The 16207-nt window shown below is 52.8% G+C and carries 17 protein-coding genes; 12 read left to right on the top strand and 5 right to left on the bottom strand.

The window, feature by feature from the left end; genetic code table 11:
* Nucleotides 1-11: 11 nt before the first annotated feature.
* The 9 genes from rsxA to gstA all read left to right on the top strand — a co-directional run bounded on the left by rsxA (nt 12) and on the right by gstA (nt 9166).
* Nucleotides 12-593 carry an electron transport complex subunit RsxA gene (gene rsxA, locus DBY68_RS02685; protein ID WP_015964281.1) on the top strand — a complete coding sequence of 194 codons (582 nt, stop codon included), beginning with the start codon at nt 12-14 and terminating at the stop codon, nt 591-593.
* Nucleotides 593-1168: an electron transport complex subunit RsxB gene (gene rsxB, locus DBY68_RS02680; RefSeq protein ID WP_108474361.1), complete on the top strand. Its 576-nt coding sequence runs from the start codon at nt 593-595 to the stop codon at nt 1166-1168. Before rsxA ends, rsxB begins: the two co-directional genes overlap by 1 nt.
* Nucleotides 1161-3293: an electron transport complex subunit RsxC gene (gene rsxC / locus DBY68_RS02675; RefSeq protein ID WP_108474362.1), complete on the top strand. Its 2133-nt coding sequence runs from the start codon at nt 1161-1163 to the stop codon at nt 3291-3293. Before rsxB ends, rsxC begins: the two co-directional genes overlap by 8 nt.
* Nucleotides 3294-4346 carry an electron transport complex subunit RsxD gene (gene rsxD / locus DBY68_RS02670; RefSeq protein ID WP_108474363.1) on the top strand — a complete coding sequence of 351 codons (1053 nt, stop codon included), beginning with the start codon at nt 3294-3296 and terminating at the stop codon, nt 4344-4346. It abuts the gene before it with no gap.
* Nucleotides 4347-4355: 9 nt separating this feature from the next.
* Nucleotides 4356-4976 carry an electron transport complex subunit RsxG gene (gene rsxG, locus DBY68_RS02665; RefSeq protein WP_108474364.1) on the top strand — a complete coding sequence of 207 codons (621 nt, stop codon included), beginning with the start codon at nt 4356-4358 and terminating at the stop codon, nt 4974-4976.
* A 3-nt stretch (nt 4977-4979) separates the two neighbouring features.
* Entirely contained in the window at nt 4980-5675 is a 696-nt protein-coding gene (locus tag DBY68_RS02660; RefSeq protein ID WP_108474365.1) for an electron transport complex subunit E, read from the top strand.
* Nucleotides 5675-6310: an endonuclease III gene (gene nth / locus DBY68_RS02655; RefSeq protein ID WP_108474366.1), complete on the top strand. Its 636-nt coding sequence runs from the start codon at nt 5675-5677 to the stop codon at nt 6308-6310. The genes DBY68_RS02660 and nth overlap by 1 nt, the downstream gene beginning before the upstream one ends.
* Nucleotides 6311-6903: 593 nt before the next feature.
* The gene (gene dtpA, locus DBY68_RS02650; RefSeq protein WP_108474367.1) at nt 6904-8409 is read left to right on the top strand and encodes a dipeptide/tripeptide permease DtpA; all 1506 of its coding nucleotides are present in this window, start codon (nt 6904-6906) and stop codon (nt 8407-8409) included.
* 151 nt (nt 8410-8560) lie between these two features.
* Entirely contained in the window at nt 8561-9166 is a 606-nt protein-coding gene (gene gstA, locus DBY68_RS02645) for a glutathione transferase GstA (RefSeq protein ID WP_108474368.1), read from the top strand.
* Between the two features lie 105 nt (nt 9167-9271).
* On the opposite strand, the gene tyrS is transcribed toward gstA, so the two are convergent.
* From tyrS to anmK, 4 genes are all read right to left on the bottom strand, one after another.
* Nucleotides 9272-10546 (bottom strand): tyrosine--tRNA ligase, encoded by a 1275-nt coding sequence (gene tyrS, locus DBY68_RS02640; protein WP_108474369.1) that lies wholly within the window; start codon nt 10544-10546, stop codon nt 9272-9274.
* Nucleotides 10547-10670: 124 nt separating this feature from the next.
* Nucleotides 10671-11327, bottom strand: a complete 657-nt coding sequence (gene pdxH / locus DBY68_RS02635; protein ID WP_108474370.1) for a pyridoxamine 5'-phosphate oxidase — start codon at nt 11325-11327, stop codon at nt 10671-10673.
* A gap of 57 nt (nt 11328-11384) precedes the next feature.
* Nucleotides 11385-11708 (bottom strand): C-type lysozyme inhibitor, encoded by a 324-nt coding sequence (gene mliC, locus DBY68_RS02630; RefSeq protein ID WP_015964270.1) that lies wholly within the window; start codon nt 11706-11708, stop codon nt 11385-11387.
* Nucleotides 11709-11805: 97 nt separating this feature from the next.
* Nucleotides 11806-12921: an anhydro-N-acetylmuramic acid kinase gene (gene anmK, locus DBY68_RS02625; RefSeq protein ID WP_108474371.1), complete on the bottom strand. Its 1116-nt coding sequence runs from the start codon at nt 12919-12921 to the stop codon at nt 11806-11808.
* Between the two features lie 283 nt (nt 12922-13204).
* Here anmK and slyB point away from each other — a divergent pair, with 283 nt between their 5' ends.
* Complete coding sequence (gene slyB, locus DBY68_RS02620; RefSeq protein WP_108474372.1) at nt 13205-13672, top strand: outer membrane lipoprotein SlyB; 468 nt, start codon at nt 13205-13207, stop codon at nt 13670-13672.
* Between the two features lie 244 nt (nt 13673-13916).
* Complete coding sequence (locus DBY68_RS02615) at nt 13917-15281, top strand: GGDEF domain-containing protein (RefSeq protein ID WP_108474373.1); 1365 nt, start codon at nt 13917-13919, stop codon at nt 15279-15281.
* Nucleotides 15282-15327: 46 nt separating this feature from the next.
* On the opposite strand, the gene slyA is transcribed toward DBY68_RS02615, so the two are convergent.
* Nucleotides 15328-15768 carry a transcriptional regulator SlyA gene (slyA, locus tag DBY68_RS02610; RefSeq protein ID WP_108474374.1) on the bottom strand — a complete coding sequence of 147 codons (441 nt, stop codon included), beginning with the start codon at nt 15766-15768 and terminating at the stop codon, nt 15328-15330.
* Nucleotides 15769-15963: 195 nt separating this feature from the next.
* Here slyA and DBY68_RS02605 point away from each other — a divergent pair, with 195 nt between their 5' ends.
* Nucleotides 15964-16200: a DUF1656 domain-containing protein gene (locus tag DBY68_RS02605; RefSeq protein WP_108474375.1), complete on the top strand. Its 237-nt coding sequence runs from the start codon at nt 15964-15966 to the stop codon at nt 16198-16200.
* Nucleotides 16201-16207 lie beyond the last annotated feature (7 nt).

Below are 16207 nucleotides of genomic sequence, written 5' to 3'. Positions count from 1 at the left end.
CAGGTCGAATGATGACTGACTATTTATTGCTCTTTATCGGTACCGTACTGGTAAATAACTTCGTCCTGGTGAAGTTCCTCGGGCTGTGCCCGTTTATGGGCGTGTCCAAAAAGCTGGAAACCGCGATGGGTATGGGGCTCGCGACCACTTTCGTCATGACACTGGCGTCCATTTGCGCGTGGCTTATCGATACCTGGATCCTGATTCCGCTTAATCTGATTTATCTGCGCACGCTGGCCTTTATTCTGGTCATTGCCGTAGTAGTGCAATTCACCGAAATGGTGGTGCGCAAAACCAGCCCGGCGCTTTATCGCTTGCTGGGCATCTTCTTACCGCTGATCACCACCAACTGCGCGGTGCTTGGCGTGGCGCTGCTCAATATTAACCTCGGCCATAACTTTTTGCAGTCGGCGCTGTATGGCTTTTCTGCCGCCGTGGGTTTCTCGCTGGTGATGGTACTGTTCGCCTCTATTCGTGAACGCCTGGTGGTGTCGAATGTGCCTGCGCCGTTTCGCGGTAATGCTATTGCGCTGATTACCGCAGGGTTAATGTCTTTGGCGTTTATGGGCTTTAGCGGATTGGTGAAGTTGTAATGATGACCTTCTGGATTGCCGTCGCCGCAATCAGCGTTTTAGGGCTGATTTTCGGCGTCATACTGGGATACGCCTCACGCCGTTTCGCGGTGGAAGACGACCCGGTTGTCGAAAAAATTGATCAACTCTTACCGCAAAGCCAGTGCGGGCAGTGCGGCTATCCGGGCTGTCGCCCTTATGCCGAAGCAGTTAGCAACGGTGAAAAAATTAACTGCTGCGCCCCCGGTGGCGAAGCGGTAATGCTGAAAATTGCCGAATTACTCAACGTCGATCCGCAACCTGTCGATGGCGATACCGCCGTTCAGGAGCCGGTACGGATGCTGGCCGTGATCGACGAAAACAACTGTATCGGTTGTACCAAGTGCATTCAGGCGTGCCCGGTTGACGCCATTGTCGGCGCAACCCGCGCGATGCACACGGTGATGAGCGACCTCTGCACCGGCTGCAACCTCTGTGTTGCCCCCTGCCCGACACAGTGTATTGAACTGCGTCCGGTCGCCACCACAACCGACAGCTGGAAATGGGATCTGCAAAGTATCCCGGTACGTAATATTCCTGTGGAACAACATGCTTAAGTTATTTTCCGCGTTCAGAAAAGAGAAAATCTGGGATTTCGATGGGGGGATTCACCCACCGGAAATGAAAACTCAGTCTAATGGCACGCCGCTGCGTCAGGTTCCCCTTGCGCAGCGTTTCGTCATTCCTCTGAAGCAACATATTGGTGCTGAAGGCGAGTTGTCGGTAAAACCCGGCGATCGCGTGCTGCGTGGTCAACCGTTGACGCGCGGCTGGGGGCGAATGCTGCCCGTACACGCGCCAACGTCCGGAACCATCGTCGCCATTGAGCCGCACGCCACGGCACACCCCTCCGCATTGCCGGAAATGAGCGTCATTATTGATGCCGATGGCGAAGACCAGTGGATTGCGCGCGACGGCTGGCACGATTATCAGAATCGTTCACGCGAAGAATTGATCGAGCGTATTCATCAGTTCGGCGTCGCGGGGCTGGGTGGTGCTGGCTTCCCAACCGGTACAAAACTGCGCGGCGGCGGTGATAAAATCACCACGCTGATTATCAACGCGGCAGAGTGTGAACCGTATATCACGGCCGATGACCGACTGATGCAGGATTGTGCGGCGCAGGTCATCGAAGGTATTCGAATCCTGGGGCATATTCTGCAACCGCAGCAGATTTTAATTGGCATAGAAGATAACAAGCCGCAGGCTATTTCGATGCTGCGTGCGGTGCTGGCGGGCGCGCATGATATCAGTCTGCGCGTTATTCCCACCAAATATCCCTCCGGCGGCGCGAAACAATTAACGCAAATTCTTACCGGCAAGCAGGTTCCGCACGGCGGACGCTCATCCGACATTGGCGTATTGATGCAAAACGTCGGTACCGCGTTTGCAGTGAAACGCGCAGTGATTGACGGTGAACCATTAACCGAACGCGTGGTGACCTTAACCGGTGAATCCGTGAGTCGCCCGGGTAATGTCTGGGCGCGTCTGGGCACGCCGGTCAGCCATCTGCTGGAAGACGCGGGTTTCTGCCCCTCCGCTGAACAGCTTGTGATTATGGGCGGCCCGTTGATGGGCTTTACCCTGCCGTGGCTGGACGTTCCGGTGGTTAAAATCACCAACTGCCTGCTGGCACCATCGCCATCCGAAATGGGCGAGCCTGAAGAAGAAAAAGGCTGTATCCGCTGTAGCGCCTGTGCGGACGCCTGTCCGGCCGATCTACTGCCTCAACAGCTTTACTGGTTCAGTAAGGGCCAGCAGCACGATAAAGCGACAGCGCACAATATCGCTGATTGTATCGAGTGCGGTGCCTGCGCATGGGTCTGTCCGAGCAGCATTCCACTGGTGCAGTATTTCCGTCAGGAAAAAGCGGAAATCTCTGCGATTCGTCTAGAAGAGCAGCGCGCCGCGGAAGCGAAAGCCCGCTTCGAAGCACGTCAGAATCGCCTTGAGCGTGAAAAACTGGCGCGTGCCGAACGCCATAAAAAAGCAGCCGTACAGCCCGCGGCGAAAGATCAGGATGCGATCAACGCGGCACTGGCACGTGTGAAAGAGAAACAACAGCAGGCCACGCAGCCGATCATCATCAAAGCGGGCGCACTGCCCGATAACAGCGCCGTGATTGCAGCTCGCGAAGCACGTAAGGCGAAAGCCCGTGCTGCCCAGGCAGAAAAACAACCATCGGAAAACGGTGATGCGGTTGATCCGCGCAAGGCCGCCGTTGAAGCCGCCATCGCGCGCGCCAAAGCGCGTAAAGCGGAACAGCAAGCGGCCAGTGAGCCTGTTGCAGTAACGCAAGCCGTTGATCCACGTAAAGCCGCTGTTGAAGCCGCCATCGCCCGCGCCAAAGCGCGTAAAGCGGAACAGCAAGCGTCCAGTGAGCCTGTTGCGGTAACGCAAGCCGTTGATCCACGTAAAGCTGCCGTTGAAGCCGCTATTGCACGGGCCAAAGCGCGTAAAGCAGAGCAGCAAGCAGCCAGTGAACCTGCGGCAACAGTGGATGCCATTGATCCACGTAAGGCCGCCGTTGAAGCCGCTATTGCGCGGGCCAAAGCGCGTAAAGCCGAACAACAGGCCGCAAATGAGTCGGCTGCCAATGATGATCCACGCAAAGCTGCCGTGGCAGCAGCTATTGCCCGCGTTCAGGCCAAAAAAGCCGCGCAAGCTGTAAACGAGGAATAAATGGTTTTCAAGATAGCGAGTTCTCCTTATACCCATAACCATCGCCAGACGTCGCGTATCATGATGCTGGTGATTTTGGCCGCCCTGCCCGGCATTGCGGTGCAAAGCTGGTTTTTCGGCTGGGGAACCCTGATTCAGCTTCTGCTGGCCTCATTAACGGCCTGGGCTACGGAATCATTTGTATTGCGTCTGCGTAAGCAGGCTATTGCCGCAACGCTTGCGGATAACTCCGCCTGGCTGACCGGCATTCTGCTGGCCATCAGTATTCCGCCATTCGCCCCATGGTGGATGGTGGTACTGGGCACCGCCTTTGCGGTGATCATCGCTAAACAACTCTATGGCGGCTTAGGGCAGAATCCGTTTAACCCGGCGATGATTGGCTATGTTGTACTGCTTATCTCCTTCCCGGTGCAGATGACCTCCTGGCTGCCGCCGCATGAAATTGCAGCCAACACGCCGGGTTTTATCGACGCATTACAGGTGATTTTCACTGGCCACACGGCTGCGGGCCAGGACATGAACGCGCTGAAAATGGGCGTAGATGGCATCAGTCAGGCCACACCGCTGGATACTTTCAAAACGTCGCGTCATGCGGGTCATTCTGTCGAGAGCATTATGCAATCGTCGATTTATCACGGTGCGCTGGCGGGCATTGGCTGGCAATGGGTTAACCTGGCGTATCTGGCGGGCGGGCTGTTTTTACTGTGGAAAGGCGCTATTCGCTGGCACATCCCGGTGAGCTTCCTGTTGAGCCTGGCAGTCTGCGCCACACTTGGCTGGCTGTTTAACCCGGAAAACGTCGCCTCGCCGCAGATGCATCTGCTGTCCGGCGCCACCATGCTGGGTGCATTCTTCATTCTGACCGACCCGGTGACCGCCTCTACCACCAACCGTGGACGCCTGATTTTCGGCGCGCTGGCAGGCCTGCTGGTGTGGCTGATTCGCAGCTTCGGGGGTTATCCGGATGGCGTTGCTTTTGCCGTATTGCTGGCAAACATTACCGTACCGTTGATCGACTACTATACGCGCCCGCGCGTTTACGGCCATCGCTGAGGATTGATGATGTTAAAAACGATGCGTAAACATGGGATAACCCTGGCTCTGTTTGCCGCAGGCTCTACCGGCCTGACGGCGGCAATCGACCAGTTGACCAAAAATACCATCGCCGATCAGGCGGCTAAACAGCAGAACGCGCTGTTTGAGCAGGTGCTACCGGCGGATCACTATAATAACGATTTGCTGCAAAGCTGCTATCTGGTCAGCGCGCCGGCGCTGGGGAAAGGCACGCATAGAGTGTATATCGCACGTCAGGGTGAGCAGGCTGTCGCCGCTGTGATGGAAGCTACGGCACCGGATGGCTACTCCGGCGCCATTCAATTACTGGTCGGCGCCGATTTCAACGGCACCGTGCTGGGAAGTCGTGTCACAGAGCATCACGAAACGCCGGGTCTGGGCGATAAAATTGAGCTGCGAATTTCCGACTGGATAACTCATTTTGCCGGGAAAACCATCGCTGGCGAGAGCGACGCAACGTGGGCGGTGAAAAAGGATGGTGGCCAGTTCGATCAGTTTACCGGCGCGACCATTACGCCTCGCGCAGTAGTAAATGCGGTAAAACGTGCCGGGCTGTATGCTCAAACGTTACCGAATCAACTTTCTAACCTGCAGGCCTGTGGAGAGTAAACCATGAGCGAAGTCAAAGAGGTTATTGTCCAGGGGCTGTGGAAGAACAACTCTGCACTGGTACAGTTACTGGGGATGTGCCCGCTTCTGGCGGTGACGTCAACGGCGACCAACGCGCTGGGCCTTGGCCTGGCGACTACGCTGGTTCTGACGTTAACCAACTTTGCCATCTCCTGCCTGCGTCGCTGGACGCCTGCAGAGATTCGAATCCCTATTTATGTGATGATTATCGCGTCGGTAGTGAGCGCTGTGCAAATGCTGATCAACGCCTATGCTTTCGGCCTCTACCAGTCGCTGGGGATTTTTATCCCGCTGATCGTAACCAACTGTATCGTCGTGGGGCGTGCCGAAGCCTTCGCGGCCAAAAAAGGGCCAGCGTTATCGGCACTGGATGGGTTTGCCATCGGCATGGGCGCAACCTGCACTATGTTTGTGCTGGGCTCCCTACGCGAGTTATTAGGTAATGGTACGCTGTTCGACGGCGCAGACGGCCTGCTGGGTAACTGGGCGAAAGCGCTGCGAATTGAAGTGTTCCATACGGATACGCCCTTCCTGCTGGCAATGCTCCCGCCAGGTGCCTTTATTGGTCTCGGCATGCTGCTGGCGATTAAATATCTGATTGATGAACGGACGAAACAACGCAAGGCGAAAGCCGTGCCCGCCATGGACGTCGGCGTTGAAACTGCTGAGAAGGCCTGATGAACAAAGTAAAACGGCTGGAGATTTTAAGCCGCTTGCGGGACAACAACCCGCATCCGACCACCGAACTCAATTTTAACTCCCCTTTCGAGTTGCTGATCGCGGTTCTGCTGTCAGCACAGGCTACGGATGTGAGCGTTAATAAAGCCACAGCCAGGCTTTATCCTGTGGCGAATACGCCGCAGGCGATGCTGGAACTCGGCGTGGATGGCGTGAAGTCTTACATCAAGACTATCGGCTTGTTTAACAGCAAAGCTGAGAATGTGATAAAAACCTGCCGGATGCTGATTGATTTGCACAACGGAGAGGTTCCGGAAGATCGCGCGGCGCTGGAAGCGCTGCCTGGCGTGGGGCGCAAAACGGCAAATGTGGTGCTCAATACCGCCTTTGGCTGGCCAACTATCGCGGTTGATACCCATATCTTCCGCGTCTGTAATCGCACGCAATTTGCTCCGGGCAAGAACGTTGAGCAGGTTGAAGAAAAGCTTCTGAAGGTGGTGCCGGCGGAGTTTAAGGTCGACTGTCACCATTGGTTGATCCTTCATGGCCGCTACACCTGCATCGCCCGTAAACCGCGCTGCGGTTCCTGTATCATCGAAGATCTCTGTGAATACAAAGAGAAAGTCGACATTTAGTTGTGTAAGGCGGCGCGTTTCCTCACCGCGTCGCCGTTAAATTCCCGCCGCTTCGATGTTAATCATTAGAATCCAGAGCATTACTGGTGTGAATACCCTGCCCTAAACAGTTTTTCTGGTTAATTCTTTTTTTAACACCTGAATTTTCTATAGCTTTTGCGTTTTGTACACTCTGGTAACATTGTGTTATCTCAATGTTATCCTTTGTTCATATAACGCCCATCAATTCAATGTGTCACCCTGATGACACGAGACGATCAACCAGTTATTTTTCAGAATCCAGGCTATATCACTACTTCCAAAGCAAATCAGTAGAAGATATGGTCACTACGCCGTTTATCCCCGTGCCAGGCAGAGTAAAACGCTACCTATTGGCAATGCAGAAAATTTAAATCTGAATAACATTTATATATATGGTCATTTGTAGTACCTTACGTATTTGTAACAGGGTATTACAAAACCCTTGTGCGAAAGCACCGGATAGTGAACATTACTCCCCGTTTCCCCTCCAGAATAACTATAAAGGCGGATGTCGATACGAATTTCCGTCCAGTAACGCCCCGTTAAGATGGGATGTAAAAAAAGAGGTATATGTGTCTACTGCAAACAATAAACCAACTGAAAGCGTAAGTTTGAACGCTTTTAAACAACCGAAAGCGTTCTATTTGATCTTCTCGATCGAACTTTGGGAACGTTTTGGTTACTACGGCTTGCAAGGTATTATGGCTGTCTACCTGGTTAAACAACTGGGTATGTCCGAAGCCGATTCGATTACGTTGTTCTCCTCCTTCAGTGCCCTGGTCTACGGTTTAGTCGCTATCGGCGGCTGGCTGGGCGACAAAATTCTGGGGACGAAACGCGTTATTATGCTGGGCGCAATTGTGCTGGCGATTGGTTATGCGCTGGTCGCGTGGTCTGGTCATGACGCGGCTATCGTATATATGGGTATGGCGACCATTGCGGTTGGTAACGGTCTGTTCAAGGCTAACCCATCCTCCCTGCTCTCTACCTGCTACGAAAAAGATGATCCGCGTCTGGACGGTGCATTTACCATGTACTACATGTCCGTCAACATCGGTTCCTTCTTCTCTATGCTGGCAACCCCATGGCTGGCAGCGAAATTCGGCTGGAGCGTGGCGTTCGCACTGAGCGTTGTGGGCATGCTGATTACCGTCGTCAACTTCGCGTTCTGCCAGCGTTGGGTGAAACAGTACGGTTCTAAACCTGACTTTGAGCCAATCAACTACCGTAACCTGCTGCTGACTATTGTCGGCGTTGTTATCCTGGTCACTATCGCGACCTGGCTGCTGCACAACCAGGATATCGCACGTATGGTGCTGGGCGTGGTTGCGCTGGGTATCGTAGTTATCTTTGGTAAAGAAGCGTTCGCGATGCAGGGTGCTGCTCGCCGTAAAATGATTGTGGCATTCATCCTGATGCTGGAAGCGATTGTGTTCTTCGTCCTTTACAGCCAGATGCCGACCTCTCTGAACTTCTTCGCTATCCGTAACGTTGAGCACTCTATCCTGGGTATTGCGTTCGAACCGGAACAGTACCAGGCGCTCAACCCGTTCTGGATCATCATCGGTAGCCCGATTCTGGCCGCTATCTATAACAAGATGGGCGACCGCCTGCCGATGCCGCACAAATTTGCTATCGGTATGGTGCTGTGCTCTGGTGCCTTCCTGGTGCTGCCGCTGGGTGCGAAATTCGCCACCGACGCGGGTATCGTTTCTGTGAACTGGCTGATCCTGAGCTACTGCCTGCAGAGTATCGGTGAACTGATGATCTCCGGTCTCGGCCTGGCGATGGTGGCGCAACTGGTTCCTCAGCGTCTGATGGGCTTCATTATGGGTAGCTGGTTCCTGACCACTGCCGGTGCGGCGCTGATTGCTGGCCGCGTCGCCAACCTGATGGCTGTTCCTGAAAACGTCACCGATCCGCTGATGTCTCTGGATGTTTACGGTAAAGTGTTCCTGCAGATTGGTGTTGCCACCGGTATCATCGCCCTGCTGATGCTGCTGACCGCATCGAAGCTGAATCGTATGACTCAGGACGACGACAAAACCGTTACTGCGCAGGAAACCGCTTCCGCGTAATGTCATCGGGAAACATTTGAATTTGAGCCGTTAACGCAAGTTAGCGGCTTTTTTTTTATCCTCGCGGGCACTAACATAGCGAAATGCCCTTCGTCACCGCTGTGTGGCTCAAGATAAAAAAACCGATGACATCTGCCAGAAGGAGTTAGCCATGAAACTGTTCTATAAACCCGGTGCCTGTTCACTTGCATCGCATATTTCGCTGCGTGAAAGCGGTCTGGACTTCACACTCGTGGGCGTAGACCTGCAAAAGAAAGTGACCGAAACCGGGGAGGATTTCCTGCAAACCAACCCTAAAGGGCAGGTTCCCACACTCCAGTTGGACGACAACACTGTTCTTACAGAAGGCGTGGCTATTATGCAGTATATTGCCGACAGCGTTGCCGATCGTCAGTTGCTCGCGCCAGTCAGCAGCATCAGCCGCTATAAGACGCTGGAATGGCTTAATTTCATCGCCACCGAGTTACACAAGGGCTTTACCCCGCTATTCCGTCCTGATACTCCGGAAGATTACAAACCGACCGCGCGCGCGCTGCTGGATAAAAAAATGGCCTATATCGATAGCGAACTGGCCGATTGCGAATGGATTAGCGGTTCACGCTTTACCATTGCCGATGCGTATCTCTTTACCGTTTTGCGTTGGGCTTTTGCGGTGAAACTGGAGATGGACGGATATAAAAATATTGCGGCCTATATGGCGCGTGTCGCCGCGCGGCCTGCCGTTGCAGCAGCCATGGCGGCGGAAGGTCTGAAATAACATAAACCCGGCCGGATAAGCGTAAGTGTCATCCGGCAAGATACTGCTTCAGACATAAAAAAGGGCGTGATTTCTCACGCCCTTTTTCATTCCTGTTGTACTGAATTATTTCCAGCACACCAGACAGTAGTTTTTCTTACCGCGACGCAGCAGCGTGTAGCGGCCATACAGGCGATCGCTTTCGCTGAAGGTATATTCCGGGTCAGACTGTTTCTCACCGTTGATGGTAACCGCTTTCGATGCGATAGTTTTACGCGCCTGACCGCGAGACGGTTGCAGCTCTGAATCCACCAGCGCCTGCATCAGGTCAGCACCTTTCTCCATCTCGACCATGGGTACGCCGTCCTGCGCCAGCTGTTCGAAGTCTGCTTCACTCAGCGCGCTCAGGGTGCCGTTAAACAGGCTCTCGGTGATACGTTTTGCCGCCACCAGACCATCTTCGCCGTGAACCAGACGGGTAACCTGCTCAGCCAGAACGTACTGGGCGCGCGGGGCTTTACCGCTGTTTTTGTCTTCTTCTTCCAGCGCATTGATCTCTTCAATGTCCATGAAAGTGAAGAATTTCAGGAAGCGATAAACGTCCGCATCGGCAGTGTTGATCCAGAACTGGTAGAATTTATACGGGCTGGTTTTCTTCGGATCGAGCCATACCGCGCCGCCTTCGGTTTTACCGAATTTGGTGCCGTCCGCTTTGGTGATCAGCGGAACCGTCAGGCCGAATACCTGATTCTGGTGCAGACGACGGGTCAAATCGATACCGGAGGTGATGTTGCCCCACTGGTCAGATCCGCCAATCTGTAATGAAACACCGTGCAGTTTGTTCAGGCAGGCAAAGTCATAGCCCTGCAACAGGTTATAGGAGAACTCGGTGAAGGAGATGCCCTGATCGTCACGGTTAAGGCGCTGCTTAACCGCTTCTTTGTTGATCATCTGATTAACGGAGAAGTGTTTGCCGATATCGCGCAGGAAGGTCAACACGTTCATGCTGCCAAACCAGTCGTAGTTGTTCGCGGCAATGGCTGAGTTGTCGCCACAATCGAAATCGAGGAACGGCGCAACCTGTTTGCGGATTTTATCCACCCACTCCTGAACCGTATCTTCAGTGTTCAGTTTACGCTCGGCAGCTTTGAAGCTCGGGTCGCCTATCAGACCGGTCGCGCCACCTACCAGTGCAACGGGCTTATGGCCCGCCTCCTGGAAGCGTTTCAGGCATAACAATGGAACAAGATGCCCCAAATGCAAGCTGTCAGCGGTGGGATCGAAGCCGCAATAGAGCGCGATCGGGCCTTGCGCCAGTCGCTCTGCTAACGCTTCCTCGTCCGTCACCTGGGCCACGAGGCCCCGCTCTTGCAATTGTTTAATCAAGTTACTGCTTGCCATCAAATTCTCCATGTATAAACGACTGCACCTCTGTCGGTACACGACTTTTTCGCCTGACGCGAAAGGGATATAGAATAAAGCGCCAGCCCTTTCAGCACCAGCGCTTAACACAACAATTTTGCCCTTAAGGCGCGAGTCGGTCGATTTTCCAGTCGTTCGCGTCGCGCTGGTATAAAAAACGGTCGTGCAGACGGTGTTCACCGCCCTGCCAGAACTCCATCTGTTCGATCGAGACGCGATACCCGCCCCAGAAACTCGGCAGTGGCACGTCGCCCTGCTGGAACTTCTGTTTCAGTTCAAGGAATTTGCTTTCGAGGATGCCTCGCGCGGAAATACGGCTCGACTGTTTTGATACCCAGGCGCCAATTTGACTGTCGCGCGGACGGCTGTGGAAGTATTTAACCACTTCAAGCGTAGAGAGGCGTTCTGCTTTGCCGGTGACCATCACCTGACGTTCCAGCGTATGCCACGGGAACAACAGGCTGATACGCGGATTCTGTTCCAGATGATGCGCTTTGCGGCTGCCGAGGTTGGTGTAAAACACCATCCCTTTTCCATCATAGTGCTTGAGCAAAACGATACGCTGGTAAGGTTGTCCGTTTTCATCGACGGTCGCCACCACCATCGCAGTAGGATCGGCAAGCTTCGCCTCACAGGCCTGAGACAACCAGCGCTCAAACAGCGTCAGCGGGTCAGCGGGAAGATCGCGGCGGCGAAGACCGCCACGGGTATACTCTCGGCGCAGATGCGCAATTTGCTGCAATTCGTCGTTATCGGACATAGCGATTGTGATTGTCAGAAATGGGTAGCGTTATTGTGCGCCGCCCGGGTGAAAATCTCAACGCTTAGGGTTTTGTAACTGACAGTTATTCAGCACGATACGGTCACGTTTGTAGACGGTGGCGTCGTTGCCTTTCGACCAGAAGACGTAAATACCATCAGTGTAGCGCGCCCCGGATGCCGACAGCCCCTGCGGCAGATGCAACTGCTGGTTGTCATAAACGAAGCTGACTTCCTGGCGAGGATTATTCAGTTTAACGGTGAGAGGTTTTTCATCGCACTGGTACTCAAGCGTGTCGGTTTGCATCCGTTCCATAAACTGGTTATAGGTGCTGCAACCAGCCAGCATTAAAGGGATAACAGCGATAAGTAATTTTTTCATTGGCGTGCCTTACGACTTTCCTGGTCCACAGGAGGTACGAACCCTCCCTTTTTTCTGAGTTTATCGCGCGGCACGCCAGGATGATTTCAGCAAACTCTTATTTGCGGGGATTTGCCGGAAAAATAGCCCCCAGAACGCTTTCATGCGTAGCCCCCGTCACCGATGGCAGATTTCCCGGTAAACCCGCGAGGGTACGCCAGGCGAGCCACGCAAAGGCCAGCGCCTCCATATCGTCCCCGCTTATACCATACGCATCCGTCGCGGCGACTTCCGTTCCCGGCAGCATACCGGCCAAGCGCGTCATGACCATCGGGTTGCGGCTACCGCCACCGCACACCAGCAGACGATCGCAGCCACCGCTCAGCAGCACCTGCTCGCTGATAGTCGTGGCCGTGAGTTCTGCAAGCGTCGCCTGCACATCCTGAGGACGTAACCCAGGGAATTGCCCAAGCACGCGTTCTATCCAACCGTAGTTAAAGTACTCGCGTCCGGTACTTTTTGGCGCAGGCGCGGCAAAATAGGGATCGCAAAGCATCTCCTGCAGCAGCGGTAGGAGCACTTTGCCTTCGCTGGCCCATGCCGCATCTTTGTCATACGGTTTTTTCTGGTTGCGCCAGATCCAGGCATCCATCAGCATATTGCCCGGGCCGGTATCAAACCCCCGAACCGGCTGACCGGGAATCAGCAAAGAGAGATTGGCAATACCGCCAATATTCAGAATCATTCGTCGCTCAGTGGGATGCGCCAGCAACGCATGATGGAAAGCGGGCACCAGCGGTGCCCCTTGGCCGCCTAACGCCATATCGCGACGACGAAAATCGCCGACTACGGTGACACCCGTTTGCGCCGCGATGATATTGTTATCACCAATCTGCAGCGTATGTGGCGCAGTACCTGTCGGTTCATGCCAGACGGTTTGCCCATGGCACCCCACCGCCACAATATCCTCGGGCTGAAGTTTTTCCTGCGTCATCAGCGCCTGTACCGCATCAGCGAACAATCGTCCCAAACGCGTATCTAGCTGACCAAACTGTGAGAGCGTCAGCTGTTGTCCCTGACAAACGGCCAATACCGCCTCTTTCAGTTCGATGGGTATAGGGAACGAGAGGCTGGCCAGTTGCGCGACGCTGCTTTCATCAATAGCCGCCAGTACAACATCAACCCCGTCGAGACTGGTTCCGGACATCACGCCAATATAACGGCCTGATTTCATACGCCTTCCTTAGTTGCATAAGCAGTGGAATTACACTCCACCATAAAGCAATGCCCAATGCTATGATGCAATAATAATTTTTAGTGATATTTTATACAGCAGACGCGCGCATGGACAAAAAATGTGCGGTTTTCAGGGGGAGTGTTTAACGTTGGTTAAGTTATTCCACGTTATTATTTGCCTATAGTTATGCAGAATATATAACCTGCGATGAGCAAATACCATATAATTACCTGATACGGATGCTCGCATGAGCGTTTCTTGGTGAACAGGAGATTCATAAATGATGTTACGTGTTTTGACCGCTTCTATGATCGGTTTATCGTTAGCAGGGTGCGTAAGCAGCAGCGGTCTGTCCGGCGATGTCTATTCAGCTTCCGAAGCCAAGCAGGTCCAGAATGTCACTTACGGTACTATCGTTAACACGCGTCCGGTACAAATTCAGGGCGGTGATGATAGCAACGTCATTGGCGCAATCGGTGGTGCGGTGCTGGGTGGTTTCCTCGGCAATACCATCGGCGGCGGTACGGGCCGATCTCTGGCAACCGCAGCAGGGGCTGTCGCGGGCGGCGTAGCCGGCCAGGGCGTCCAGGGTGCAATGAACAAAACCCAGGGTGTTGAGCTGGAAATTCGTAAAGATGACGGCAACACCATCATGGTTGTTCAGAAACAGGGTGACACCCGTTTCTCTGTTGGCCAGCGTGTCGTAATGGCAAGCAACGGCAGCCAGGTGACCGTTTCCCCGCGTTAATGATTTTCAGCGTGGCCCAATCGGGTCACGCTTTCTTGCATGACTCCGCTGACATTTCCTTACTTATCCCCGGAATCCTTTAGATATATTGATGGCGTGAATATAAATAAGCCATTCTTCAATGTTATTATTTGCGCAAAAACAATATTCCTTCGGATAAATTCATCTAAGATTAATCCCGCCGGGCGGGATGCCCTGGGAAGCTGTGAATACTTTCACTCCGAATAATATTGGAATGTTGTCTATGCTGATGAAATTGAAGTTTCCGTTACAGCGTTTTTTGGTTTACTTCACCATTTGTATAATGGGGATTGTTATCCTCAATCATTTTTCTGCGGCGATAATTCATCGTACCCCTACGATTGCGCCGTTACTTTTCCCTATTTTGACTATGTTTTTAATGGTTTTTCATGCCATGATCGCCGCCTTCATGGTCATGAAATACTCCTGCGATAAACATCGTCTTTACCTCACGCCTATCGCCTTTGCATTCGCTGGGTCGGCCCTCCTGATGCTGGGAACACTGGACAGCTTCCCCGACTGGTTCATGTGTACCGGGCTTACTCGGGTTAACTATAACGACACGTTGATATTTTATTTTTTCCGCAACATCATGATGGCATTTCTTTTTATTTTCGCCGTCATTTTGTATGCCTTAAAAAAACGTGAGATGCATACATTTAAGATCCATGCGATTATTCTCGTAGGCATCCTCCTTTTTACGCTAAGCATGCTGATATTATCCTGGCTTTACTCCAGCCATTACGAATTGCTCAGCATCAATTTTGTCGATAATAATACTTATCAGTTTACGCAGTTATGGGGTAATTTGCTGGGATGGATATTAATAGTCCTGTGGATTATCGCTCTACTGACAATTCTGTTTGTTACTCAGCTCAACAATATTTTCTGGTATAGCGGCGCCTTCTTCTGCGCCTGCTATATCTTTACGCTGATTGTGCTGATGTCTTCCGGGCATAGTGCGGGTTACACCTGGTATGAAGCCCGTTTGTTCGAGACCATCTCAACCCTGTTTCTGATTCTGGTGTTGCTTTGCGATGTCTTCACGCTCTATCGCCAGTCCAACACCAGGTACATGCACTCCTATCAAAACTCAATTCGCGATCCGCTGACGCAACTCTTTAACCGCAGTTACTTCTATGACACGTTCACCGCATTGATGCCAAAAGTCGCCCCTGGCCACCCTATCTCGGTGATTGTCAGCGACCTGGATCACTTTAAACGCATCAATGACAAATATGGCCACTTGCAGGGTGACAAGGTGATTCAGTTTGTCTCAAAAGTACTGCAGGATTCCGTGCGACAAAATGATGTCGCCGCGCGCATCGGCGGAGAAGAGTTCGCCCTGCTACTGGTCGGTGCTTCTTCAGGCGTTGCCCAGGGCATTGCCGAGCGTATCCGTGTTGCTATTGCCAGCCAGGATGCTGAAAGCAGCCAGTCGCAATTGCCGGAACCTATCACCATCAGTATGGGCGTTTACACTGCCACTGATCTATCCGTTCACGTAGAAGAGTGCGTACGTCGGGCAGATGAAGCGATGTACCGGGCAAAAGAGGCTGGACGTAACCGCGTGGTCGTTTGGGAATAAGAGGTAAAAAATCCCTGCCTTGTGGCAGGGATTTTGTCGAACAACATCAATCTCTGGATTGCAGGTCGATAATGTTTTGTTCCAGCTTGTGGATGAGCGCAACCAGTTGGTCAGTCTCTTCCGGCGAAATCCCCGAAAGAATTTCGCCTCGCGTCTGACTGATCACCGCTTCCATCTCTTCAATCAATGGCTCGGCTTTTTCGGTCAGTTTTATTCGCTTAGCACGGCGATCGTTTGCGCACGTTTGGCGAGAGATAAGCCCTTTCTCTTCCAGTTGATCCAGTGTGCGTACCAACGACGGCTGCTCGATACCGATCGCTTTAGCCAGCTGGATCTGCGACTGCTCAGGGGGCAACTGATGAATATTATGCAGCGTGACCCAGTGTGTCTGCGTGAGTTCCAGAGGTTTGAGGCGATGGTCGATCAGAGCACGCCAAATGCGCACCAACCGTGCCAGATCAGAACCTAATGGCGATTCCAATTTCATCTCCTTATAATTAGCTTGCTAAGTTATTATACTGATTTTAGAATAGTGTGCAGTATTTAAATACTCAAAACAAATGTATTGCCGCCTACGCGCGATGCAGAGCAATGATTTACACTGTGTTAAAGTTGTCTGTATTTCGTTAGCGTTACGCTCACTATCGAGTCTTAACTCTTCAATTGCAAAGGATTTCTGCTTGTGAAGTCGATTCTTCAACTCCCGGGACTACCGCTGCAAGACCTCGTGGTGGGTGCCTCTATCTATTTTCCACCGCTATTTAAAGCCGTCCTGCTCGGCTTTCTTATCTGGCTCGTTGCACACCAGCAACTGCGTGACTGGATGTACGCGGGCGATATCTGGCATCCCTTGCTGATGGATCTCTCGCTGTTTGCCCTGTCCGTTTGCGGCGCGTTGCTGATTTTAGTCCTGTGGTGAAGCTATC

Origin of the sequence: Pseudocitrobacter sp. RIT415 (genome assembly GCF_003057695.2) — a bacterium.
In the GTDB taxonomy this organism is placed as follows: Bacteria; Pseudomonadota; Gammaproteobacteria; order Enterobacterales; family Enterobacteriaceae; genus Pseudocitrobacter; species Pseudocitrobacter faecalis.
Note: the sequence above shows the minus strand (reverse complement) of the source record. Positions and strands in the feature narration are given on the sequence as shown.